This window comes from Agrobacterium tumefaciens (assembly GCA_025560025.1).
Lineage (GTDB): Bacteria > Pseudomonadota > Alphaproteobacteria > Rhizobiales > Rhizobiaceae > Agrobacterium.
In genome coordinates this window covers 338,561-361,311 of record CP048487.1, presented here as the reverse complement: position 1 = coordinate 361,311, position 22,751 = coordinate 338,561, and the positions used below count along the sequence as shown (strand labels likewise).

General features: G+C 58.5%; 23 protein-coding genes and 3 pseudogenes. 18 read left to right on the top strand and 8 right to left on the bottom strand.

The window, feature by feature from the left end; genetic code table 11:
- The first annotated feature begins 154 nt into the window (after positions 1-154).
- The 12 genes and pseudogenes from FY152_25405 to FY152_25350 all read left to right on the top strand — a co-directional run bounded on the left by FY152_25405 (position 155) and on the right by FY152_25350 (position 10,408).
- A complete protein-coding gene (locus FY152_25405; GenBank protein ID UXS35463.1) occupies positions 155-1,603 on the top strand; it encodes a multicopper oxidase domain-containing protein in 1,449 nt (482 codons plus the stop codon).
- Positions 1,604-1,753: 150 nt separating this feature from the next.
- A complete protein-coding gene (locus FY152_25400; GenBank protein ID UXS35462.1) occupies positions 1,754-2,683 on the top strand; it encodes a siderophore ABC transporter substrate-binding protein in 930 nt (309 codons plus the stop codon).
- A gap of 75 nt (positions 2,684-2,758) precedes the next feature.
- The gene (locus tag FY152_25395) at positions 2,759-3,721 is read left to right on the top strand and encodes an iron chelate uptake ABC transporter family permease subunit (protein UXS35461.1); all 963 of its coding nucleotides are present in this window, start codon (positions 2,759-2,761) and stop codon (positions 3,719-3,721) included.
- Complete coding sequence (locus tag FY152_25390) at positions 3,624-4,679, top strand: iron chelate uptake ABC transporter family permease subunit (protein UXS35460.1); 1,056 nt, start codon at positions 3,624-3,626, stop codon at positions 4,677-4,679. Before FY152_25395 ends, FY152_25390 begins: the two co-directional genes overlap by 98 nt.
- The gene (locus tag FY152_25385; GenBank protein UXS35459.1) at positions 4,676-5,434 is read left to right on the top strand and encodes an ABC transporter ATP-binding protein; all 759 of its coding nucleotides are present in this window, start codon (positions 4,676-4,678) and stop codon (positions 5,432-5,434) included. The genes FY152_25390 and FY152_25385 overlap by 4 nt, the downstream gene beginning before the upstream one ends.
- A 214-nt stretch (positions 5,435-5,648) precedes the next feature.
- The gene (locus FY152_25380; protein UXS35458.1) at positions 5,649-6,227 is read left to right on the top strand and encodes a TetR/AcrR family transcriptional regulator; all 579 of its coding nucleotides are present in this window, start codon (positions 5,649-5,651) and stop codon (positions 6,225-6,227) included.
- 52 nt (positions 6,228-6,279) lie between these two features.
- A complete protein-coding gene (locus tag FY152_25375; protein ID UXS35457.1) occupies positions 6,280-6,852 on the top strand; it encodes an NAD(P)H-dependent oxidoreductase in 573 nt (190 codons plus the stop codon).
- Between the two features lie 66 nt (positions 6,853-6,918).
- Positions 6,919-7,536, top strand: a complete 618-nt coding sequence (locus tag FY152_25370) for an isochorismatase family protein (protein UXS35456.1) — start codon at positions 6,919-6,921, stop codon at positions 7,534-7,536.
- An 83-nt stretch (positions 7,537-7,619) separates the two neighbouring features.
- Entirely contained in the window at positions 7,620-8,438 is an 819-nt protein-coding gene (locus FY152_25365) for an SDR family oxidoreductase (GenBank protein ID UXS35455.1), read from the top strand.
- 142 nt (positions 8,439-8,580) lie between these two features.
- Positions 8,581-9,307: pseudogene (locus tag FY152_25360) on the top strand (SDR family oxidoreductase).
- 23 nt (positions 9,308-9,330) lie between these two features.
- Entirely contained in the window at positions 9,331-9,825 is a 495-nt protein-coding gene (locus FY152_25355; protein ID UXS35178.1) for a hypothetical protein, read from the top strand.
- Positions 9,764-10,408: an ABC transporter substrate-binding protein gene (locus tag FY152_25350; GenBank protein ID UXS35454.1), complete on the top strand. Its 645-nt coding sequence runs from the start codon at positions 9,764-9,766 to the stop codon at positions 10,406-10,408. Before FY152_25355 ends, FY152_25350 begins: the two co-directional genes overlap by 62 nt.
- A gap of 84 nt (positions 10,409-10,492) precedes the next feature.
- On the opposite strand, the gene FY152_25345 is transcribed toward FY152_25350, so the two are convergent.
- The 3 genes and pseudogenes from FY152_25345 to FY152_25335 all read right to left on the bottom strand — a co-directional run bounded on the left by FY152_25345 (position 10,493) and on the right by FY152_25335 (position 12,912).
- Positions 10,493-11,479, bottom strand: coding sequence for an ABC transporter substrate-binding protein (locus FY152_25345; protein UXS35453.1), 987 nt, complete (start codon positions 11,477-11,479; stop codon positions 10,493-10,495).
- 22 nt (positions 11,480-11,501) lie between these two features.
- Positions 11,502-12,439 (bottom strand): annotated as a pseudogene (locus FY152_25340) (ABC transporter ATP-binding protein).
- Positions 12,439-12,912, bottom strand: a pseudogene (locus tag FY152_25335) (iron ABC transporter permease). The pseudogenes FY152_25340 and FY152_25335 overlap by 1 nt, the downstream one beginning before the upstream one ends.
- Before the next feature lie 134 nt (positions 12,913-13,046).
- Here FY152_25335 and FY152_25330 point away from each other — a divergent pair.
- Complete coding sequence (locus tag FY152_25330; protein ID UXS35452.1) at positions 13,047-13,571, top strand: IS110 family transposase; 525 nt, start codon at positions 13,047-13,049, stop codon at positions 13,569-13,571.
- Positions 13,572-13,600: 29 nt separating this feature from the next.
- On the opposite strand, the gene FY152_25325 is transcribed toward FY152_25330, so the two are convergent.
- Positions 13,601-13,951 carry a RidA family protein gene (locus FY152_25325; protein UXS35451.1) on the bottom strand — a complete coding sequence of 117 codons (351 nt, stop codon included), beginning with the start codon at positions 13,949-13,951 and terminating at the stop codon, positions 13,601-13,603.
- 105 nt (positions 13,952-14,056) lie between these two features.
- Positions 14,057-14,794: a DUF108 domain-containing protein gene (locus tag FY152_25320; GenBank protein ID UXS35450.1), complete on the bottom strand. Its 738-nt coding sequence runs from the start codon at positions 14,792-14,794 to the stop codon at positions 14,057-14,059.
- Between the two features lie 101 nt (positions 14,795-14,895).
- Here FY152_25320 and FY152_25315 point away from each other — a divergent pair, with 101 nt between their 5' ends.
- The 5 genes from FY152_25315 to FY152_25295 are packed head-to-tail and all read left to right on the top strand — an operon-like array spanning position 14,896 to position 19,383.
- A complete protein-coding gene (locus tag FY152_25315) occupies positions 14,896-15,636 on the top strand; it encodes an aspartate/glutamate racemase family protein (GenBank protein UXS35449.1) in 741 nt (246 codons plus the stop codon).
- A gap of 6 nt (positions 15,637-15,642) precedes the next feature.
- Positions 15,643-16,800 carry an FAD-binding oxidoreductase gene (locus FY152_25310; protein ID UXS35448.1) on the top strand — a complete coding sequence of 386 codons (1,158 nt, stop codon included), beginning with the start codon at positions 15,643-15,645 and terminating at the stop codon, positions 16,798-16,800.
- A 12-nt stretch (positions 16,801-16,812) separates the two neighbouring features.
- Complete coding sequence (locus tag FY152_25305) at positions 16,813-17,112, top strand: (2Fe-2S)-binding protein (protein UXS35447.1); 300 nt, start codon at positions 16,813-16,815, stop codon at positions 17,110-17,112.
- Positions 17,109-18,530 carry an FAD-dependent oxidoreductase gene (locus FY152_25300; protein ID UXS35446.1) on the top strand — a complete coding sequence of 474 codons (1,422 nt, stop codon included), beginning with the start codon at positions 17,109-17,111 and terminating at the stop codon, positions 18,528-18,530. The genes FY152_25305 and FY152_25300 overlap by 4 nt, the downstream gene beginning before the upstream one ends.
- 46 nt (positions 18,531-18,576) lie before the next feature.
- The gene (locus FY152_25295) at positions 18,577-19,383 is read left to right on the top strand and encodes a GntR family transcriptional regulator (protein UXS35445.1); all 807 of its coding nucleotides are present in this window, start codon (positions 18,577-18,579) and stop codon (positions 19,381-19,383) included.
- A 30-nt stretch (positions 19,384-19,413) separates the two neighbouring features.
- On the opposite strand, the gene FY152_25290 is transcribed toward FY152_25295, so the two are convergent.
- The 3 genes from FY152_25290 to FY152_25280 are packed head-to-tail and all read right to left on the bottom strand — an operon-like array spanning position 19,414 to position 22,746.
- Complete coding sequence (locus FY152_25290; GenBank protein UXS35444.1) at positions 19,414-20,016, bottom strand: peroxidase-related enzyme; 603 nt, start codon at positions 20,014-20,016, stop codon at positions 19,414-19,416.
- A gap of 30 nt (positions 20,017-20,046) precedes the next feature.
- The gene (locus FY152_25285) at positions 20,047-21,249 is read right to left on the bottom strand and encodes a membrane dipeptidase (GenBank protein ID UXS35443.1); all 1,203 of its coding nucleotides are present in this window, start codon (positions 21,247-21,249) and stop codon (positions 20,047-20,049) included.
- Between the two features lie 45 nt (positions 21,250-21,294).
- On the bottom strand, positions 21,295-22,746 hold the full coding sequence (locus FY152_25280; GenBank protein ID UXS35442.1) for an NAD-dependent succinate-semialdehyde dehydrogenase: 1,452 nt from the start codon (positions 22,744-22,746) through the stop codon (positions 21,295-21,297).
- Between the last annotated feature and the right edge of the window lie 5 nt (positions 22,747-22,751).

Here is a 22,751-nt window from a genome sequence, read left to right as displayed (position 1 = left end):
TCCATCTGGATGGGGACTTATCAATTTTCGTAAATTGGAGCTTCTCTAAGTGACGGTCGTTGACCCCGTCATCTTCAACACATAACTTGTGTCCAATACTCAACTTATAATTATCATTGCCGCTAGCGCAATCAAAAATCGGGAACAGGTGGGAATGCGCAGTTTTTCTCGGCGGCAAACACTAAGTTTTTTAGGTGCGGGAGCCTTTTCCATGGGAGGAGGATATTATCTCTATGGTGCGCGTTCCTCCGCCCCCTCGTCTTTGCCTGAGCCGGCGGAGCGGCCGCTTTTAAAGGTGATGGTGACCGCCGGGCAGGATGAATATCTCATTCCTTCGCCCCTTGATCACGAGTTCGTTTCCGGACAAAGACATCCAGTTTTTGGTTATAACGGTTCCAGTCCGGGGCCGAGCATTCGCATCCGCCGCGGAGAAACGTTCGAAAAGACGATTAGAAATGATCTGGATGTGCCCACGACAGTACATTGGCATGGTCTCGTTCTGCCGTCAGATGTTGACGGCCATCCGGCCGATATATTAGGGCCCGGCGTCGAAAAGCGGATCACTTTTCCGGTGATCCAGCGGGCGGCGTTGAACTGGTATCATCCGCATCCGCATGAAAGCACCGGCGCGCAGGCCTGGGGAGGACTGGCAGGATTCTTTGTCGTTGAAGATGACGAAGAGGAGGCATTGCGTCTTCCGAAAGGCGACCGCGAACTTCTGCTTGCTATTCGGGATGCGCAGATCGACCAAAATGGCAGCTTGTTCTATCCGAATGTGCTCGCTGGCGCCGAAGGCGATTTCCCGGTCATAAACGGCGTGTCATGGCCAAGCGCACGTATGGGAAATCAGTTCTACCGTCTGCGAATCTTGAACGCTGCCAACGCCCGTGTGTTTCGCTTGCATTCTCAGGCACCTCTGATCCTGATCGGCAACGATGGTGGGCTGCTGGAGCAGGCGACCGCGGTGGATGTAATAGAGATCGGTCCGGCAGAACGTGTGGATATTCTGCTGGATCTTCGCAACATCCTTCCTGGTCGAACAATCGGAATCGATTGTGAGGCCTCACGTTGGCGGCTTCTGCAAATAGACGTGGTAGAGGCCGCAAAAGATCCTTGGCAGCCACCCACGCAGCTCTCGCGGATAAACCGTCTACACCATTCCGGGCCACCTGATCGCGTTTTTCGTTTTGAGAACGATCAACGCATCAACGGCCGGGAATATAATATGGCGCTAACCGATTTCGTCGTGCCGTTCGGGAAGGTCGAGCGATGGCGCTTCGAAAGCTCGGGCGGAGCGCCTCATCCTATCCATGTCCACGGCGGACATTTTCAGATCCAATCGCGAGAGGGCGGTCGCGGCCAAATCATGCCGTGGGAAACCGGATGGAAAGACACCGTTCTTATGTGGGCACAGGAGTCGATCGAGGTTCTCGTCGCCTTCGACCAGTATGAAGGACGATATCTCCTGCATTGTCACAAGCTCGAGCATGAGGATCATGGTATGATGATGAATTTTGTGGTTTCGCGAAATCCTGTCGAAGCAGCGGAGCGGGCAGAAAACGAGCGCTTGTTCGGCCCGCTTTGCATCGCGCCTGCAGTTTGACGGGTAATTATCCGCCATCCATGTTTGACAGAATCGAGAAATTAGAAGGCTTCGAAGTCAGCGGTGTTGACCCACCAGAAGACCTCACAATAAGTAGACCATAGCCCACTTTTGGCAGGCATTCTGAGCCTTGCCCCCGGAGTTCTTGACATGAAACGATCAGGCAATCTCTTACGTTTTGTCGCAGCCATAACCGGCCTTTTTCTGAGTGCAATTGCACTGGCCAGCACAGCTCAAGCGGACGTCACAATTCAGCATACGAAGGGCGAAATCTCGCTGTCTGCCGTACCCAAAAAGGTCTTTGTATTTGATCTGGCGAGCCTCGATACGCTGACTGCGCTTGGTGTCGAGGTTGCCGGAGTGCCCGGCGGGCGTAAACCGGCCTACCTTTCTCAATACGAGGCCAGCGATGTTGCGAAAATTGGAACACTCTTCGAGCCTGACTACGAGGCCATTAATGCCGAGAAACCTGATCTGATTATCGTTGCAGGCCGTTCCTCGGCCAAATATGCCGATTTGTTGAAAATCGCGCCGACGATCGACCTAACGACGGATTCGAAGCACTTCATAGACAGTTCAAAGAAAAACATTCGTACCCTGGCGACAATCTTCGGCAAGCAGGGGGAGGCAGAGACCCTGCTGAAAAAATTCGACGCATCAACAGCAGCACTGAAGGAGAAGGCAGCTCACGCAGGCAAGGGGATGCTCATCCTGACGACTGGCGGAAAGATGAGTACATTCGGTGTCGGCTCACGTTTCGGTTCTCTGTTTTCCGACTACGGAGTAAAGGTTGCTGATGAGAACATCAAAGTAGGCATGCATGGTCAGCCGACCTCGTTTGAATACATTCTTGAGACGAACCCTGACTGGATTTTCGTGATCGACCGCGATGCCGCTATCGGTCGGGAAGGTGATGCTGCAAGTAAGCTTCTCGACAACGAGATCGTGGTCCAGACGACCGCGTGGAAGGCAAATCAGGTGGTCTATCTGGACGCGGCAGCCTGGTATCTGGTGGGCGGTGGCTTGACCTCGATGCAAAGCACTGTGAACCAACTGACGGAAGCCTTCGACAAGACGTAAATCGCCGTGCGCCCGACGCCATTCCAGCAACCGCATAGCCCCGCGGTTGCTTCTGCATTTGAAGCTGGAACAACCGTGAAACACCTAGTGTCCGTCATTTTAGTGACCCTTCTGTTTGCGGTCATCAGCCTATTCGTCGGCGTCAGCAGTATATCGCCTCTGGCTGTTCTGTCCGGCCAGACGGATGACCGGACACTCATGATCCTTGCCGCAAGCCGCCTGCCGCGCACGATCGCACTCATACTGGCAGGCGCCGGCATGGCGGTTGCTGGAACCATCATGCAGATGCTTGCCCGCAACAAATTCGTCGAACCCTCTACCGCCGGCACGGTGGAATCGGCATCCCTCGGCATGCTTGCCGTGCTCCTGATTGCGCCCGACCTTCCGGTTATTGCGAAGATGCTGGTTGCAGCAGTCTTCGCGCTGTTCGGAACGGCATTGTTTCTGGCGATCCTCCGACAGATCCCCTTGCGATCTGTTCTGATGGTGCCGCTTGTCGGCATCATGCTCGGTGGCGTGATCAGTGCCGTCACTGCCTTCTTCGCCTACCGTTTCGACATGATGCAGACTATGGGTGCGTGGACCAGCGGTGATTTTTCCGCTGTATTGCGCGGGCGCTACGAGATCCTCTGGGTCGCCTTCGCGCTGACGGTCGTCGCCTATATCGCCGCCGATCGTTTCACGCTCGCAGGTATGGGAGAGGAATTCTCGGCCAATCTTGGCCTCAACTACCGCCGTGTCGTCACTCTCGGTCTCGTCATCGTTTCCCTGGTCACGGCCTCTGTCGTCGTAACGGCCGGGATCGTGCCTTTCGTTGGATTGATCGTGCCGAATGTCGTGAGTATGATCGCGGGCGACAGCTTGCGTCGTACGCTTCCCTGGATCGCGCTGTGCGGGGCTGTGCTCGTGCTCGTGTGCGATATCGTTGGCCGTGTAGTCAATGCACCGTTCGAGATCCCCGTCGGCTCGGTGCTCGGCGTCGTTGGTGGTCTCTTCTTCCTCTACCTGCTTCTTGGAAGACGCTCCCGTGCAGCATGACGCCGCCCGCCGCCAGACCTTCATCGCCCTTTTCCTGCTCTCCTGTTTGACGCTCGTGGCAATCGCCGCATTCATGACGCTGGGCGCGAGAGGCGACTGGTATTTCATCCTGCAGTTTCGCGGCACAAAGTTAGCCACGCTGGTTCTCGTGGCCTACGCCATCGCCGTCTCAACGGTACTGTTTCAGACGATCACCAACAACCGTATCCTGACGCCATCTATCATGGGCTTTGACGCGCTCTACGTTCTACTCCAGAGCATGCTTGTGTTCATGCTGGGAGCAGCAACGGTATCATCCATCGATTCAAGACTGATGTTCGTCATCGACGTCGCGGTCATGGTTGGTTTCTCGCTGTTCCTTTATCGATTCCTCTTTTCCGGTTCGGTGCGTGGACTTCACCTGATGATGCTGATCGGCATCATTTTTGGCGTCCTGTTCCGCAGCTTATCGGGATTCCTGCAGCGGATCATCGATCCGAACGACTTCGTGGTGCTGCAGGATCGGCTGTTCGCAAGCTTTAATGTTGTCGACGGCAATCTGCTCGGCGTTTCCGCACTTCTGATTAGCCTTGCTTCCTTCGCTGCCAGTCGAATGTTTCACACCTTTGACGTCATGTCGCTCGGACGGGAAACGGCGATCGCGCTGGGTGTCGACCATCAGCGCGTGACGAGGACGATCCTTGGGCTTGTCGCCGTTCTCGTCTCGGTGTCGACGGCTCTTGTCGGGCCGGTGACGTTTTTCGGTCTGCTCGTTGCCAATCTCGCCTATTTGATCGTCCCGTCGGGCAAGCACCGCTACCTCCTGCCGGCAGCCGTGCTGATTGCGGTCATCTGCCTCGTCGGCGGCCAGACGATCCTTGAGCGACTGCTCGCCTTCGATACGGCGCTATCGATCGTCATTGAATTCACGGGCGGCCTTTTCTTCATTCTGTTTGTCATGAGAGGCTCTGTCCGATGATTGAAATCAGGGATGTAACGAAGTCATACGGTGAAACAACTGTCGTTAAAGGTGTGTCGCTGACGCTGCCAAGAGGGGGTGTCACCTCGATAATCGGACCGAACGGCGCCGGCAAATCAACATTCCTTTCGATGATCGCCAGATTGATACCTGCGGACTCCGGCGCGATCCAGGTCGATGGCCTGGACATCAGCAATACGTCGGGCGAAGTCCTGGCAAAGCGACTGTCGATCCTGCGCCAGGACAATCACATGACGGCGCGATTGACGGTCCGCGATCTCGTTTCCTTCGGTCGCTATCCCTACAGCAAAGGTCGACTGACCATCGAAGACGGCGCTCATATCACTCGCGCGCTGTCCTATCTCGGTCTTGAGGATCTCGGGGACAGGTTCCTCGACGAGTTGTCAGGAGGTCAACGACAGCGCGCTTTTGTAGCCATGATCATCTGCCAGGACACGGACTACATGCTGTTCGATGAACCCCTCAACAATCTCGACATCCGTCATGCCGTGTCGATGATGAAGCTCGTGCGACGCGCCGCGACCGATTTTGCCAAGACCGCGGTGATTGTGCTCCACGACATCAATTTCGCATCCTGCTATTCCGATTACATCATCGCAATGCGCGACGGCAAAGTTTTACTGCAAGGGCCTCCAGCGGAGATTATCCGCCCGGAGGAACTGAAGCGGATCTACGACTTCGATTTCTCGGTTCATGAGATGGGCGGCAACAGAATTGCGGCATATTATTCGTGAGAAGGTATGGAACTCGGTGCTACTGGTGAGCACTGAGCTCTTCCAAGGTCTGCGCAGCAAGCGTGTTACGGAGCCAACGGGATGGCTGGTTGAACCGTGAAACTGAGACCGTCAAGCGCAAGAAGCCAATTTCAAAATTGTTCTGGACTTTTCGGTTCATAATGACTAAGTCAAATTATGAACTGAATGGTCCGAAACGGAGTGAGTAAGCCAGATGGCTCGACCGCAGGAATTCGATAGACACAACGTGCTGAACAGAGCGATGGAGCTGTTCTGGAACAAGGGGTATGAGGCGACGAGCCTGACCGATATCCTGCAAGCGACGGGCCTGAGCAAAAGCAGCCTGTACGGGAGCTTCGGCGACAAACGCGAGTTCTTCCTCGCGGCATACGACGCCTATCGCGAAGAGCGCGCGCACCAGATGGATGCGTTGCTGAACAATGGCTCCGCGCGGCAGGCGATCGAGAGCTTCTTTCGCCAGATCATCGAAGACGCCGCCAAGTTCGAGTTCTCCAATGGCTGCATGAGCACCAATCAGGCCGTGGAGCTTGCTCCCCACGATGCCGTTGTCCGCCATCGCGTCGAAACGGATTTCAAACTGATAGAGGATGCGCTCGCCCGCACCATCGAACGGGGTCAGGGCGAAGGCTCGATCAGAGGCAGCGTCGATGCTCGCAAGATGGCCCATCTCCTCGTCGTCGCCTTTCCCGGCTTCCAGGTCATGGTCCGGGCCGGTGGCGACCGGACCCGCCTGAATGACGCCCTCGATCTGCTGATGGCACACTTCGATTGAGGCCCTTTGCAATTTATCAATTATGGACCGTTCACTCCAATATGAGGAAAATATGACACAGCCCAAGATCCTGACCCTCGCGGCATCGACCCGCAGTCAATCCTTCAACAGGAAGCTCGCCCATCTCGTTACAAAGCGGATCGAGGCACGGGGCGGACTGGTTGAAGCGATCGATCTCGCCGATTACGCTCTCCCGATCTACGACGGCGATCTGGAAGCCCGCGACGGCGTTCCGGAGGCCGCACATCGGCTGCATGAAAAGTTCCGCAGTCACGGCGGCATCTTCATCGCCAGCCCGGAACTCAATGCCAACGTTTCGCCACTGCTCCTCAACGTCCTGGCATGGGTATCGCGCGTCGGTGAGCATGGCGGGATCGGTGCCGCGTTCGGAAAACCGGTGTTCGCGTTGGGCAGCGCCTCGCCGGGCGGCTTCGGCGGCTATCGCGGCCTGATGTCGCTTCGCAATACGCTCGAGTTGCAGCTCGGCGCTCGCGTGCTGCCGACCATGGTGTCCGTCGGCACCGCACACGAAGCTTTCGACGAATTGGGCGATCTGAAGCCCCCTTTCCCGAAGCAGATGCTCGATCGCCTCGTGCCTGAACTCGTATCCGCGGCCTCGAACTGAGTTCGCAGACCGGCCGGTTTGTTCCGGCCAATTACTCGCCTTCAAGTCAACCCAAGGAGAACTGAAATGAGCTACGATAGACTGACTGCCGATAATGCGGCACTTCTGCTGGTCGATCATCAGACCGGATTATCGAATGGTATCCAGGATCAGAGCGTCCCGGAATATCTCGCCGCCGTGACCGGTCTCGTGAAATTCGCCAAGGCCTTCGGTCTGCCGACCGTCGTCACCACGAGCGCCGCCGACGGTCCCAACGGACCGGTGCTTCCCGTGATCACGCAGACGCTTCCCGACGCCACGGTGGTCCAGCGACCCGGTGAAATCAATGCGTGGGACAATGCCGCCTTCGTCGATGCAGTGAAGAAGACCGGCCGCAAGAAGCTGATCGTGGCCGGCGTCTCGACCGAAGTATGCGTCGCCTTCGTCGCCCTGTCCGCCATCAAGGATGGATATGACGTCTATGCCGTGATCGATGCATCCGGCACATGGAACAAGCTGGTTCAGGAGGTCGCCATCGCTCGCATGGTTCAGGCCGGCGTCCAGCCGATCACCTGGGTCGCTGTCGGTGCGGAAATCCAGGCTGACTGGCGCAAACCCACTGGCGAGCAGCTTGCACAGGTCATGGGCGAGAACCTGCCCTTCTACGGCAATCTGATCAGCAGCTTCGTCGCGGCCAAGGCCTGAGCAGGCCTCTCCATAGCCGGGGACGGCCAAGTCCGTACCTCGGCTCCACTCACAAACTCATCAAAAGGACGAAGGGAAGACAAATGTCGAAGGAAAAACAAGGGCGGCTGCAGGGCAAGCGCGTTCTCATCACCGGGACCGGCGGTGGACAAGGTGAAACGGCGCTGAGGCTGTTCGCCGCGGAAGGGGCGACCGTCGTCGGCTGCGACCTCAAGGAAGGCACGGCCGAGGCTGTTGCGAAGCAGCTTCGCGACGAAGGCTATGACGTATGGGCCGAGACAGTCGACCTGACCAATGCCGAACAGGCGACAGCGTGGGTGCAGAAGGGTGCGGAGCGCATGGGCGGAGTCGATGTTCTCTACAACAACGCCTCCGGCTTCGGTTTTGCTCCGTTCACCGACATGACGTTCGATCTCTGGAACCATGTCATCAATGTCGAACTGCACCTGGTTTTCCACACGACAAAGGCTGCCTGGCCCCATCTGCTGGATGGTGGCGGGTCACTGATCAATATTGGCTCCTACTCGGCCCTGCGAGGAATCGAGCCGCTTGCGCAAGTCGCGCACGCAACGGCCAAGGGTGGTGTCATCTCGATGACCCGTGCGCTGGCGGCCGAAGGTGCAAGCCATGGCGTGCGGGCTAACAGCATCTCTCCGGGTTTCATCAGCACCCCGGCCACCGACAAGGCCGTCGATCCGGAAGGCAAAGCCTGGCAGGTCGGCAATGCGCTGATCCGCCGTCCCGGACGTGCCGAAGACATCGCCTATACCGCTCTATACCTGGCCTCTGACGAGGCAAGTTGGGTGACAGGCCAGAATTTCGTTGTCGACGGCGGTGCCACGGCCGGTTGGCGCGATGACGCGGAGACGGCCCGGCTGGCCGCCAAAACCAAAAAAGCCTGATACGTTGATCCGAAGCGGCCAGTTCGATCGTGGCCGGTGCGGCTGGCGAGACGCTTGAATGCGCGCCGCGCCGTACCCGGTAACGTCCGCGACGCCGCCCAAGGCTACAGCCCAGTTACCAATTACGCTCAAGGAGGAGCATATGACTTATATCGATGTTTCTACCAAATCCATTAGCGACCTTATTTCCCTTCGCGGCCGTACCGCCGTGGTGACGGGAGGTGCTGCGGGCATTGGCAAAGCCATCAGCAAGAGGCTGGCCGAGGCCGGCGCGAACCTCATCATCGGCGATCTTGACGAAGCGAAGGCAAAGGAGACCGTAGAAGAATTTGCATCATTCGGCGGCAAGCATGTCAGCGCGAAGCTGGACGTCAACGATCATGCCTCCGTTACGGAACTTGCGGACAAAGCGGTCAATGAAACCGGAAGTCTGGATATCTGGGTCAACAATGCCGGGATCTATCCTTCGTGTTCGCTGCTCGACATCACGGATGTCGAGTGGGAGCGTGTGATCGATCTCAACCTTCGCGGCACATTCTTCGGCGCGCGGGAGGCGGCACTCCGCATGAGGCCCAATCGCGGCGTTATCGTGAACATCGTCTCCACCGCAGCCTACAACGCCAGCAACGGTGCCAATCCGGCTCACTACGTCGGCTCCAAGCACGCGGTCGCCCGGGCTGACGAAGAGCCTTGCAGTCGAGCTTGGATCGAAGGGAATCAGAGCCGTCGGCGTTGCCCCGACCCTGACAGAAACGCCCGGCGCCGAGAGCAAGCGCGCTGAGGGTGATGCCGTCCGTGAAGCGCTCGTCAAATACGGCCAGGCATTGCCTCTTGGCCGGCTGGGCCTGCCGGACGACATCGCCCGATAACGCGGCAACCAAAAGGGAAGACTATGCTCCAGATCCTACGCTCCTCGGAATCGAGTTCTTTCGCGCAAGGCCCATTCAAGATCAGGCGCATCCGGCCGGGGGCAATCCTCGGACGAAACGCCGATCCCGCATTCGGACCGTTCAGCGTGATGGACCATGCCAACCTTGACGTCGGCACCGTGGTTTCCATGCATGAGCACGGCCGAACCCTGACATTTGGCAAGACGCCGTCGCGGGCCGTTGCCGACGGCCAGAACTCTGCGGAGGTTTTCTATCTGCTTGGCCTCGGGGACAAGGTTGTCGGTTCGGCGCTCTGGATCGGCCCGGTACTCGAGGGCTTCGAGGAGGTGGATGCCCGCGTTCCGCGCATTGCCGAACTCGATCCGAGTTTCGAAGGCATCCTGGCAACGAAACCGGATTTTATAGCCACTCCAATGGCAGATCGGTCCGGAGGGCGTGGTCGCCACGGTCGAACAGTTCGAGGAGTTGGGGATTCCGGTCTATACGGCGCCGGCTGATTGCCACTTGAAAGGCAAGAAGGCGGAGCGGACCGAACCGCCGAAGTTCTCGATGGATCTGATCTACCAGGAAATCGAGGAAGTTGCTCGCATCTTCAACGTTTCCGCTCGAGGTGCTGAGGTGATCTCCGCGATGAAAGCCCGCGAGCAGGCAGCGAAGGCGCGGATTTCGGCATTGAAGGGGGATGTGTCCGCGGTTTTGTGGTATTCCAGCGCCAAGCTCAATGCGGATCCTTACGTGGTGGGGGAAGGTGGTGTTCCGGCCTATCTCATGTCGGAGCTCGGCATTCGGAACGTGGTCGACAGCAACGAGGAATGGCCGGCCGTTGGCTGGGAAGCGATCGCCAAGGCAAATCCGACCTTGATCGTCGCGGGTGACATGTCGCGCCGGCGTTTCGAAAGCGATGCTCTTGCAGTAAAGCTCGACTTCCTCAAGACCGACCCGGTTGCGAGTGTCATGGATGCCGCGCGGCAGGGGCGGATTGTCGAGATGAAGGTTCAGTTCATGGATCCCACGGTTCGCACGATCCGCGGACTCGAGATCCTTGCCGATGGCCTTGAGAGGCTCAATTTCGTCCAGTGACACCCATCGGCCTTTTGCAGACGACGGCTTGTTCATCTGGTGACGCTTGCCTTATACTCCCTCTATCAGACTGTGGTTTAATTTCTAAATGGCGCCGTAGCCAAATAACTGGGTAGTCGGTTCGAACCCAATCAAGAGCTTATACAGATGACCATTTTGGTTGTCGCCCCACGCTTCGCGGCGCGGGGTCAGCTGGCCGATCCAGGGCTTCATCTCCTTGCAGATGCCCATGCCATAGCCGTCCTTCTTCGCGTCGCGGAAGATGGCCGCACTGAGGAAGCCGATCGGTGGCTTCTCCTCCTTCGCGCCGACGATCGGTCCAGCGTCGCTGTCGCTCTTGGTGACCTTCGGCTTGTTCTGGGCAAGGCGCTTGACCCATTCGGCCGTGGCGCTCGCCTCGTCCGTCTTCAGCTCCTCGCCGAACTGCGCCTTGTAGGCCTCGCGCATTGCCGCATCCCCGTGCACCGCAAGCTGGTTGAACCAGAACATGGTCTCGTTGCGCAGCAGTGGGTCGGGTATGGCGACGCGGCCCTTCCACTCCTCGGTCGTGAGCGCCCAGAGATTGTCGACGGGACAGGTCTCGCCGTTGACATCCGTGTTGTAGGCGAAGACCCAGGGATTGTTGCTGGTGATCGCCGGGCTCTGGTATTCGGCCGGGATCTTGTCCTTGAGATCGGGTGCAAGCCAGGAGATGCCGAAGCCCTGCGGCAGTATCTGGCTCGTGACCGATGGCAGGTTGCTCATGTTGAAGACGTCGGTGCGCACGTTGCCGGCCGCAGCTTCACGGGCGATGACCTGCTCCTGGTCCTGGCCGCTCATCTTCACGCCGGCGGCTTGAAGCCCGTATTTCTTCGAGAAGTTCTCGGCCATCGAGACGATCTTGCCGGTGGCGTCGATGACGGTGATCGGACTTTCCTTCTTGGCCGCCTCGATCAGCGCCTCCAGCGAATATTCGCTGTCCGGAATGCCGATTTCCTTGGCTTCTTGCGCCGACGCGCTTGCAAGGCCGATTGCCAGAACGGAAACGCCCGTCAGCATGCAGATCGATGTCTTAGGCATGTTTTCCTTCATTGCCTCTGGTTGCGCATGCCCGTCAAAGAGCGATGCGTTTCTTCTCCCGGTCGAAGAGGTGCAGATGCTGCCTTTCGATCCAGAAATGGCTGCGTTCGCCCGCGCCGATGCGTGGGTTCTCGGTTGCGATGGCGAAGAAGCGGTTGCCCTTGACGTCGAGCTCGACGATCCAGCTGCCGCCTGTCGGGACGATGTCGATGATGGTGCCTTGCTCCGCCGCATGCCGGGCGGCTTCCTCGTCGGAAATCTGCCCCAGCCGCACGGCTTCCGGCCGGATGCCGGCAGAGGCGACGATGGCGCCATCGACGCCGAAATGCACGATCGGACGATCGAGCCAGTCATGCAACGGGCCGGACTGGCCCTCGGCCCGCTCGATGATGTTGATGGGAAGGCTACCGACGGATTCCGCAACGAAGCGGTTGGCGGGACGTTCGTAGATGTCGTCGGGCGTGCCGACCTGCTGCAACTCGCCCTCGCTCATCACGGCGATGATGGTGGCGAGCGTCATTGCCCCCCACTGATCGTGGGTGACGAAGACGATGGTCGAGCCTGCTTCGGCATGGATGCGCTTCAGTTCGGCGCGCATTTCGAGCCTCAGCTTGGCGTCGCGCTCGGCGGCCGACGTCTTGCGCAACGTCAGTCCGAAGGCGACGTTGTCGCAGATCGTCATGTGCGGCAGAGCGCGTAGTTCTGGAAGACCAGGCCCATATTGCGCTTCTCCGGCACGGTGAAGACGCCGTCCGCGACGGAAACGATCGGCTTGCCATCAACGAGGATGCGGCCGTCGGTCGGGTGTTCGAGCCCGGCGATCATGCGCAGCGTCGTCGTCTTGCCGCACCCGGACGGGCCGAGCAGGCAGAGGAATTCCGAGGCACCGATTTCCATGCTGAGGTTGCCGATGGCGGCCGGGCCATTGCGACCATAGCTCTTGCGGATGTTTTCCAAGGTGATGTTGGACATTATTTGCTTCCCATGCCGTCTGAGAGGTTGGCCTTGCCGATCTTCTGGACGAGCATCGTGCCGGTGAAGGCGACGACGCAGAGCATCACGACCACGGCGTTGGCAGCCTGGCTGTAGCCGTAGTCGACAAGGCGGATTGCGTAGGTCGTGAGGAGGTCCGTGCCGGGAACGGCAAGGACGACGACGAGGCTGAGTCCCTTGATCCCGGAAATAAATGGTAAGAGTATCGCCGAAACGAGCGCGCTGCGCTGGATCGGCAGGACGATGGAGCGCATGCGGCGGAACCAGCCGGCGCCGGCGACCTGGCCCGCTTCCTCTGGCACCCGGCCGAGCTGCATCATCGAGGAAATGCCCGCCCGCGAGGCGAAAGGCATCTGGTCCGCTAGAATGGCGAGGACGAGGATGATCGGCGTGCCGTAGAGGGCTGGCAGCGGTGGGCGGGCGACTGCGAACATCGAAAGATAAGCGGCAGCTCCGATTAAAGTCAGCGCCATTCGCCGCGATAGCGGCTTAGTTCAATCTGGAATCCCATAACGATTCAGAAAGGTCGAAAACCGCTCTAACTCGACGTTATGCCCGCCACAGGGGACAAACTCGCTTAGACCCAATGATCGTCATTCCCTCCCTGTTTTGGAGGTTGGTGGATAGCATAGGCGCTGTCCGTATCACCAACCAGGAGAGTGACGATGACGCAGATGAAGTTCATTGGCCTCTTCATAAGGAAACAGTCGCGGTCGCTATTGCCGATGCGACCCGCAACGGCGAGGTACGCTTTTACGGCACCATCCCAAATACAGCCGAATCTATCCGACGCCTCTTTGACAGGCTCCACCTCCCCGAAGTCGAACTCCACTTTTGCTATGAGGCTGGCGGATGCGGGTACGGGATCTACCGGCAACTTCGACAACTCGGCGCTTCTTGCGATGTGATCGCTCCGTCAATGATGCCGAAGAAGCCAGGTGACCGGATCAAGAACGATAGGCGAGACGCCGTCACGCTCGCGCGGTTGCTGCGTGAGAGCGTACAATACTGCAGAGATTCCCTCGCTACCCCACTCAGATCAAATCCGACCTTTTCCCAGCTTCCACCGATCATCAATGTGCCGTCTTTGCTATGGCAATTGATCACTTAATGTTTTAGCGACGTCTGCAAGAGTAATTTTCAATCTAGGGCTGTAATAGGAATGATTTCCACCCTGAGGTCGGGGTCGGCCATGATCACTTGGCCGCAGCAACGTGTTGGCGGATTTTCAGAATCCACCCACTCGTCCCAGATGGCGTTCATTGCATCGAAATCCGCGATGTCACGTAGCCAGATGGTTGCCGCGACAACGTTCTTGCGATCGCCTCCCACATCGGCAAGAAGTTTGTCGATTTTTGCCAGCGCTTGCGCTGTCTGTGTAGCAATGTCCGCCTTGAAATCATCTGCAACCTGACCGGCAAAATAAACGGTCTTGTCGTGGACAATGGCGCGACTACGCCGATGATTCTTGTCGTATCTCACGAGCGTCATATCAGTTCCTTGCAATTTGGATTACCTTACTGCCGGGCAACATTGTTCATCCTGAATGCTAAATGGGTTTGGAGATAATGGTACCTGCTCTCGAGCGCGGTGGTGCTAGCCAACCTGTATCGTCGCGCCTTCCTTTCTCAGCGCCGCGAGAATGGAGGCTGCGACGAGCGGCGTGCCTCGCACTGGGACGGGAGCAGGTTCGGCAATGATGCGCAAGCGGCCACGCGGCCCGCTCGCCTCCAGTTCGAAGCGGCGCGAGGCGCCTTGTGGCAGCGACGCGTAATCGACGGTAGCGGCATCCAGACCGCTTGATGCCAAAGCAGCGGCGGCAAGAACATTTATCCCATGGAAGCGCAAGGCGGCTTCGCGAACTGTCCCAGAAAACAGCCAGTCCGGTGGCGGCGAATTGCCGGCGACACCTGCCGTGAAATGAATGCGACTTTCCGGATGAACCGCCATTGCGGCAAGACCGTCCAGCCCGCCGATTGCTCCGCTGACAAGCCGGAGACGATGACCGCTTCTTCTGCCCGCATCCTCCAATCTCTTGCGAAACGCTTCGTCGGCGAGCGCGGCTGCGCTGACGGACCAGAGATCTGAAACCGCAATCACGGCTTCTCCGTGTTGCACCAGCGCCGCCGGCCCGCCTGTTTCGATGACTAGATCCAGATGTTGCGCGAGCAGAACTTCGATGTCATTCGTTATCGGACAATCGAAACCATCCCTTTGCCCTGGCTCGCGTGCGAGGGCAATCACGACCTGCCATTCATCTCGGTCATCGGTGTTCATGGAGGCGAGCAGTTCACGGGCGATCCTGCCTGCCCCGATCAAGCCTATTTTTTTCACGATTCGCCTCTTCCATCCCGCTTTCGATCTTTGACTATAATTTCTATATAATATATAAACTGCACTTAATTTATTTATTGTCAATTAGTTGGAGTGTGGAGATGGCGGGAGAGCCAGGAGGCAGTCCTCCAAAGGGAAAGAAATCGTTCTATGGCGTCACCATCGGAATATTGATGGTGGAGACCTATTTCCGACGGTTTGTCGGCGACATAGGCAATGCCGAAACCTGGCCCTTTCCGGTGCAGTACAAGATTGTGCGTGGAGCCTTGCCCTCAATGATGGGCAACCTCCAGAATTGCGATTTGCTGGAGCCTTTCAAGAAGGCCGCCCAGGAACTGATCGATGGCGGAGTGGACGGGATCACCACCACTTGCGGCTTTCTTTCCTATTACCAGAGAGAACTGGCGGAAGCCTGCTCCGTTCCGGTCGCGACCAGCGCCCTTCTCCAGGCTCCGCTTATGGAACGCCTTCTTCCCAAGGGTAAACGGGTAGGGATTCTCACCTATTCCAGCGACAACCTGACCAGTGCCTACCTTGAGGCCGTCGGCGTCGATCCGGGCACACCGGTCTACGGCATGCCGCCGGCTTCGGAATTTTGCCGCTCAATCCGCGACGGCGATCCGTCGGTTCCCTACGAGGTGTGGGAACGGGAAATTCTCGATGCGACGGCGGGTTTCCTAAAGCAATACCCCGATATTGGCGCGATCGTTTGCGAATGCACCAACATGACACCATTTTCTGCGGCGATTTCCGATCGTTTTAACATTCCCGTCTATGACAGCGTCAGTCTTGTGCATTGGTTCCACTCGGGTCTGCGCCCGAAACACTATCGGCCGCGATAACGCGCGATGGTAGCTCTTCCTCTTCCTTCCGATGGCGGTGCGAGCTTCGACGTGGCTATTGTAGGCGGCGGCATCGTTGGCTGCTCGGTGGCCTTGGGGCTTGTGAGGCTCGGCGCGCGCGTGGCCATTCTTGATGAGGCGGACCGGGCCTTCCGAGCATCGAGGGGTAATTTCGGAATGGTCTGGGTACAGGGAAAGGGGCTCGACTTCCCGGCCTATGCCCGCTTGACGCGACGTGCATCGGATGGATGGGCGGATTTCTCCCGCTTTCTTTTCGAGGAGACCGGCATCGACACCGGTTTCTCAAGACCGGGTGGTCTTGGCTTTTGTCTGACTCAGGAGGAATTCGAAGCGAAGCGAAGCGCAATGACGCGTCTCGCGGAGCAGACGGAGGAACTTTTCAAGTTCGAGATGCTGAACCGTGGTGGAGTCGCGGGGCTTCTCCCCTGGATTGGTGGTGAAATCGCCGGGGCGGTCTATTGTCCTCACGATGGTGGCGCCAATCCGCTCAATCTTTTGCGCGCGCTTCAAAGCGTGCTCGCCAAGAGTGGGGCGACCTTGATCGCAGGCGGGAAGGTGCGCAACATCGCCGGCGACGGCTTCGGTTATTCGATCTCGACGGATGAGGGGAAAATCGGCGCGGCGCGCGTTCTGCTGGCCGCGGGACTCGGCAATCGCGAACTTGCGCCGCAAGTGGGGCTGGAGGCGCCGGTACGGCCGGTAAGGGGTCAGATTCTCGTTACCAACAGGCTTGCACCCTTCATGCCGTATGTCTCGAACATCATGCGACAGATGCCGGAAGGAACCTGTCTGATCGGGGACACGATGGAAGAGGTCGGCTTCGATGATAGTGTGCTGACGGCCTCCATGTCCGTGCTGGCGAACCGCGCGCTCAGGGTCTTTCCATCACTCGGCCACGCCAGCCTTGTCCGGAGTTGGGGAGCACTCAGGATCATGTCGCCGGATGGCCTGCCGCTCTATGCTCGCTCGCCTACGCATCCGGGAGCATGGCTTGCGACCGTGCATAGCGGCGTTACGCTCGCCCCGGTTCATTGCGAATATCTGCCGAAGGCCATCCTGGACGATGAGATTCCGGATGTGCTTGCACCTTTTTCGCCTGCGCGTTTCACCGTGGGAAACACATCGCATATAACCAGCCATTGAAAGGGTGGGGAAATGTTCAAACGTCTGGACGAAACCGAGGCGCCGGAGGTCACGTTCAGCTTCGAGGGCGAAAGCATCTCCGCGCGGGCAACCGATAGCATTGCCGCGGCGCTCCTGACTGCCGGGCGCAACGTCTTCAGGAAGACGCCCGTATCCGGGACGCCCCGCGGACCTTATTGCATGATGGGCGTCTGCTTCGACTGTCTGATCAGCGTGAACGGGGATGCGCCGGTGCAAGCCTGCATGACGCCGGTACGGGAGGGCGTGGATGTTCGTGGCATCGTCACTATCGCTACGGAGACCGCGCCATGACGGCAGGAACAGGTATCCGCCGATTGGATGCCGTGGGGGCGATCGAGGCGCGGTATGATCTTGTTATCATCGGCGCAGGACCGGCTGGCATGAGTGCCGCGATTATGGCAGCAGGGCATGGCCTTTCCGTACTGGTCGCCGACCGGTCGCGCGAAGAAGGCGGGCAAATCTACCGGGGTGTGGCCACCGTGCCGAAAAACAGGGCGCGGCTGCTCGGATCTGACTACGAAAAGGGAGCCGGGCTCGCCGCCGAGTTTCGTGAAACTCCGTGCGACTATCTGCCGAACGCCACCGTCTGGTTCCTCGACGGCACTCCGCAGATCGGTCTTTCGGCCGCAGGTGAAAGCCGCATGGTTTCCTGTCGTCACGTCATTCTTGCGACTGGCGCCATGGAACGGCCTATGCCTGTCAGCGGATGGACCCTGCCAGGAGTCATGACCGTTGGCGCAGCCCAGATACTGCTCAAGGGCCACGGCGTCGTTGCCGACGGGCGTGTCGTGTTGGCCGGATGCGGCCCACTGCTCTGGCTTGTCGCAAGCCAGTACATTGCTGCTGGTCATCCGCCGGCGCTGGTTGTCGACACGACAGCGCGAGGAAACCTGCTGCGCGCTCTGATGCTCCTGCCTGGCTTCCTCCTGTCGCAATTCGCCGGAAAGGGACTTTCTCTAATCGCCCGAGTCCATTGCGCCGTCCCGGTAGTCCGTGCTGCCGAACTGCTCTCCATCAAGGCGGAGAATGAACGCCGCGTTTTGCGATATCGCAGGGGCAATCGGAGTTTCGAGACGGACTTTGACTACCTGTTCCTGCATCAGGGTCTCGTGCCGGATATCCAACTTGCCGCTGCAGCGGGTGTGCGCCATGCGTGGAGCAGTAAGCGTGCCGTTTTCGAACCGGCGCTCGATGCCTGGGGTGTCAGCAACCTGGAAGCTATATCCGTCGTCGGAGACGGGGCCGCGGTCGCCGGGGCGAAATCCGCACGGCATGCCGGTGCATTGGCGGCTCTCGAAGCTTGCCATAGGCTGGGCTGTATTGACAGCAAAACCCGCGACCAACTCGGCCGCCCACATCGCCGAGGGCGACACGCTGCCAGGAGAGGTCGAGCTTTGCTCGATCGGCTCTATCTCCCAACGCCGCGGCAGCGTCAGGGTGATGGCGCGACAATCCTGTGCCGCTGTGAGGAAATCACAGCCGATCAGTTGCGCGATACGCTTTCCCAGCTACCCGTCCGTGGGCCGAACCAGTTGAAGGCCTTTCTGAGATGCGGCATGGGACCATGCCAGGGGCGGCAATGCGGACTTGCCGTCAGCGAGAGCATCGCCGACCACTTGAATGCAAGCATGGACGTTACAGGCTACTATCGGCTTCGACCGCCGGTTTTCCCGATATCGCTGAGCGAGATTGCGGGGCTCGACCTGTAGCATAGGTGATAGGCTTCCATAATCCGGCCCGGAATAGCGAAAGTTCTTGCGCGATCTGATAGAATATAAAAAAGCAAATTTCATTGGCGATGGTAATCGAATCAGCGCGAAGCAGATAAGGAACAGTATGCGTAAGCGAACGGAAAGGGCGGGCGTCACCCGTCAGACCTTGGCGGAACAAATTGTTGACTATGTCCGCGACAGGATTGGCGAAGAAGTTTTCAAGCCCGGCCAGAAGCTCACTATCCAGTCGATAGCCGAGGAACTGAATGTCTCGATGACGCCGGTTCGGGAAGCATTCAAGACGCTGGCGGCGTTGGGTCTTGTCGACATGGTGCCTAATCGCGGTGTGGTGGTGGCCAAACTGGGAGCGGACGAGGCGTCCCAGATGCTGACCGTTTATTCCCGCCTGGATATGCTCGGCGGTGAACTTGCGGCGCTAAACGCCGTTAAGGAAGACGTCGCCCGGCTCCGGGCCTTGGTGGCGAAGATGATCAAGGCCGTGGAGAACAACGACCAGATCACCTATTTCCATACCAATCAGGAGTTTCACTCCACGCTGGTCAGAATATCCCGTAATCCCACGTTGATCGAGCTCCACGACAATCTGAATGCACGGCTCTACAGCACTCGCTTCCGCGGCATGCGCGAGCACAACTCGGAAGATTGGAAAAAAGTGGCACTGGAACACACGGAAATCGTCGATGCGGTGGAGAAGCATGACGCCGAACGTGCGGCCGATCTCCTCAAAGTGCATTTCAAGGGTGCGTGGCAGGGATTGAGGAGATCGGCGGAACCGTTGAGGGAAGCCGATCCCGTTGATATTCCACAAGCAGATGCGATCGCGACGTAAAGCGCGCGATGATGACAGCGCAGTACAGACTTATTCTTTCGAAAAGGTTCTGTTGGCTTCGTAGGCTTCGTCATTCGGCTTGATGCCGAGTGCGCTGTTCAGCCTGTTGCTGAAGTTGAAGTAGGCGATGATCGCCGCTGCATCGAGAATTTCGTACTCGCCCAGACCCGCGTCCCTGAGTTTCCCGATATCCGATTCCTCTATCAATGATGGAGAAAGGCTTACCTTGACGGCGTAGTTCGCAAGAGCTCGCTGGCGCTCCGTCAGATCAACATGGCGATAGTTCACTTCGATTTTGCCGACAAGGGCGGGATCCTGAGAAATCTCTCGCAGAATGGCGGCGTGAGCGAAGACGCAGGGTTCGCATCTGTTCTCGACGCTGACCACGAGGGCTATCAGTTCTCGTTCGAAGGGAGTGATGCCGCTGTCCGGTGCATTTTGAACTGCCCGGCTCAGCCGGTCCTGGGCCAGTGCGAGCGCCGACCGGTGTGCCACGATGCGCTGCGCGTTACGGATATGGCCGAAGCGTTCCTTTGTCCGCACGAAAATCTCCTGCACAGCAGGTTCCGGTGTGATCGACTGCAGTTCTAGCCAGGAAAGGCCCTGGCTGCCGGAGAGGAGAGTGTTTGTCATGTGGTGTTTCCTTTCCAAAGGTTCTTGATTTCAGGAGTTTGCCGTGGTGTATTTCTCTGCCTGTTCCAGGACACGCAGGAAATTTCCGCCCCAGAGCTTCGCTATCGATGCTTCATCGTAACCGCGACGCAGCAGTTCACGCGTGAGGTTGCGTGCTTCACCGACATGGGCATAACCCAAAACGCCGCCGCCATTGTTGAAATCCGAACCTATGCCGACATGCTCGATGCCGATCAGCCGGACAGCGTAATCGACGGCGTCGAGATAATCGACAAGGCTGGCAAATTGCAGTCTCTTGGCGGAGAACTTGCGATAGCCCACCTGGAAACGCTCAAAATCTTCTGCCGAAAGCACCTCACGCGGTTCATCGATGCCCTGTTTCAGGCCGAACGGCTCGAATACCTCCTTGACGAAAGCTTCGTGACTGCCGTCCCGGTCGCGAATATAGGCCGCGAAGGCGACGATATGGACAACGCCGCCCGATCTGGCGATGGCGTGCAGCTCGGCATTGTTGAGATTGCGGGGCGAATCCACGCGGGCGCGAATGGCGGAATGCGAGGCGATAACCGGCGTCTTGCTCAAGGCGATGGATTGGGCAACGCCCTCAGGCGTCAACTGGCTGACATCGATGACGATTCCAAGGCGATTAAGCTCGGCGATTGCCTGTCTGCCAAGCGGGGTTAAGCCGCCTGCCGGTGAGGACGCATCGCCAAAAGCCGCATTGGGACGCGAGGAATCAGCAAAGCTGTTATTGCCGATATGCGCCAGACCGAGCAGGCGGACGCCTCTTTCATGCAATTGTGCGATGGCGGAAACGTCTTCGCCAAGAGCTACGGCATTCAGGAAGCTCAACAGAATCGCCTGCCTGCCGCTTTCGACGATTGCCTGAATATCCTTGGTGCTTTTCGCGAATGCGATCTTGTCGGGATGGGCTTCCACCAGTCTGCGGATGGCATCGTATTTGGTCTCGACCTGCTGTCTTGCGCGCTTGCGGCCTTCTTCCGTATTGGGTGACGGATCGGCCGCTGTAGCCAGTACCGCGACCTTGAGGCCGCCGCGCAGGAATTTCGGCAGATCGAACTGTCCCGCAGTTTCACCGCTTGCATCGTTATCGGGTGTATTGAACCCGTCCCGCACATCGATATGCACATCGATACTCAGGGTTTTGGCATGAACCTTGTCGACGATGTCTTCACCGAGGATATCATGCAGATGTTCAACGTTGTGTGACACCAGGATTGCTCCTTCTCTTCTGGAAAATTGCTCTGGTCGCGCCGATCAGCGCCGGAGGTGGTCCGATACGGCCAGTTGCGTCAGCACCTTGGTGGTCAGATATCCATCGAGGGATTCCTGCCCGCCTTCGCTGCCATAGCCGCTGTCCTTGACACCGCCGAAGGGGATTTCCGGCAGGCCGACGCCGATGTGATTGATGTTGACCGCGCCCGCTTCCAGCTGGCGGCCCGCTTCCTGCGCAATATCCGCCGATCCGGTGAACACGAAGGAAGACAGGCCATAGGGAAGCGAGTTCGCCCGTTCGATCACCTCATCGAAGGTGTTAAACGGCAGGAGGGTGGCGACAGGGCCAAAAGGCTCTTCCGTCATGATGCGCGAGGAAGCCGATGGGTTGGCGATAACGGTGGGCTGGAAGAAATTGCCTTCCTTGCCGCTCTGTTCACCACCCAGAAGAATGTCCGCGCCGGATGATTTCGCATCGGCCACGAAAGCCTTCATGGCATCGAGCCTGCGCCCGTGGCAGAGAGGCCCCATTTCGGTTTCCGGCACGGTTCCGGCACCAACCCTGATTGCCTGCAGGCGGCGGGTGAAAAGCTCGGAAAACTGTTCGAAGACCTTGTCCTGCACATAAAAGCGTGTCGGTGCGCCGCAGGCCTGCCCGGCATTACGGATCTTTCTGTCGGCCAGCAGGGCAACCGCATGCTCCAGATTGCAGTCATCGAAGATCAGCACGGGTGCATGCCCGCCCAGTTCCATCGTGCTGCGCTTCATGTGCAGGCCAGCAAGGGATGCAAGCTGTTTGCCGACTGCAACGGAGCCGGTGAAGGAGATTTTCCTGACCAGCGGATGCGGCACGAGATATTCCGACACTTTGCCCGGTACGCCCCAGACAAGATTGAGGCAGCCATGGGGAAGACCAGCATCATGCAATGCGCGTGCGAGCGCGACCACGCCGGAAGGAGAGTCCTCCGGCCCCTTGAGCACGACGGTGCAGCCGGTCGTCAGCGCCGCAGCCACCTTCTGGACGGCCTGCATGATCGGAAAATTCCACGGTGTGAAAGCCGCGCAGACGCCGACTGGCTGACGCAGAATGGTTTGCCGCACGAACGGATTGCGGGCGGGCACGATGCGGCCGTAAACGCGCCGTCCTTCTTCCGCGTGCCAGGCGAGAGAATCGGCAGCGGCATTCACTTCCCCGATCGCCTCCGCGAGCGGTTTGCCCTGATCGAGCGTGATCTGCCTGTCGATTTCCGCGTTGCGTTCGCGAAGCAGCGTTGCGGCCCGGCGCAGCACATTGCTGCGTTCGAGAGGGGAGACATCCCGCCAGGCGAGAAAAGCACGATGCGCGGCCTCCACCGCCCGGTCCAGATCGTCCGTCGTGGCACGTGGCAGGTGGCCTAACGTACGGTTGGTGGCCGGGTCGAGAACGGCTTCCTGATGGCGTCCGCCGCCGTCGATCCATGTTCCATCGATATAGAGATACAGTTCGTCATACATTGTTC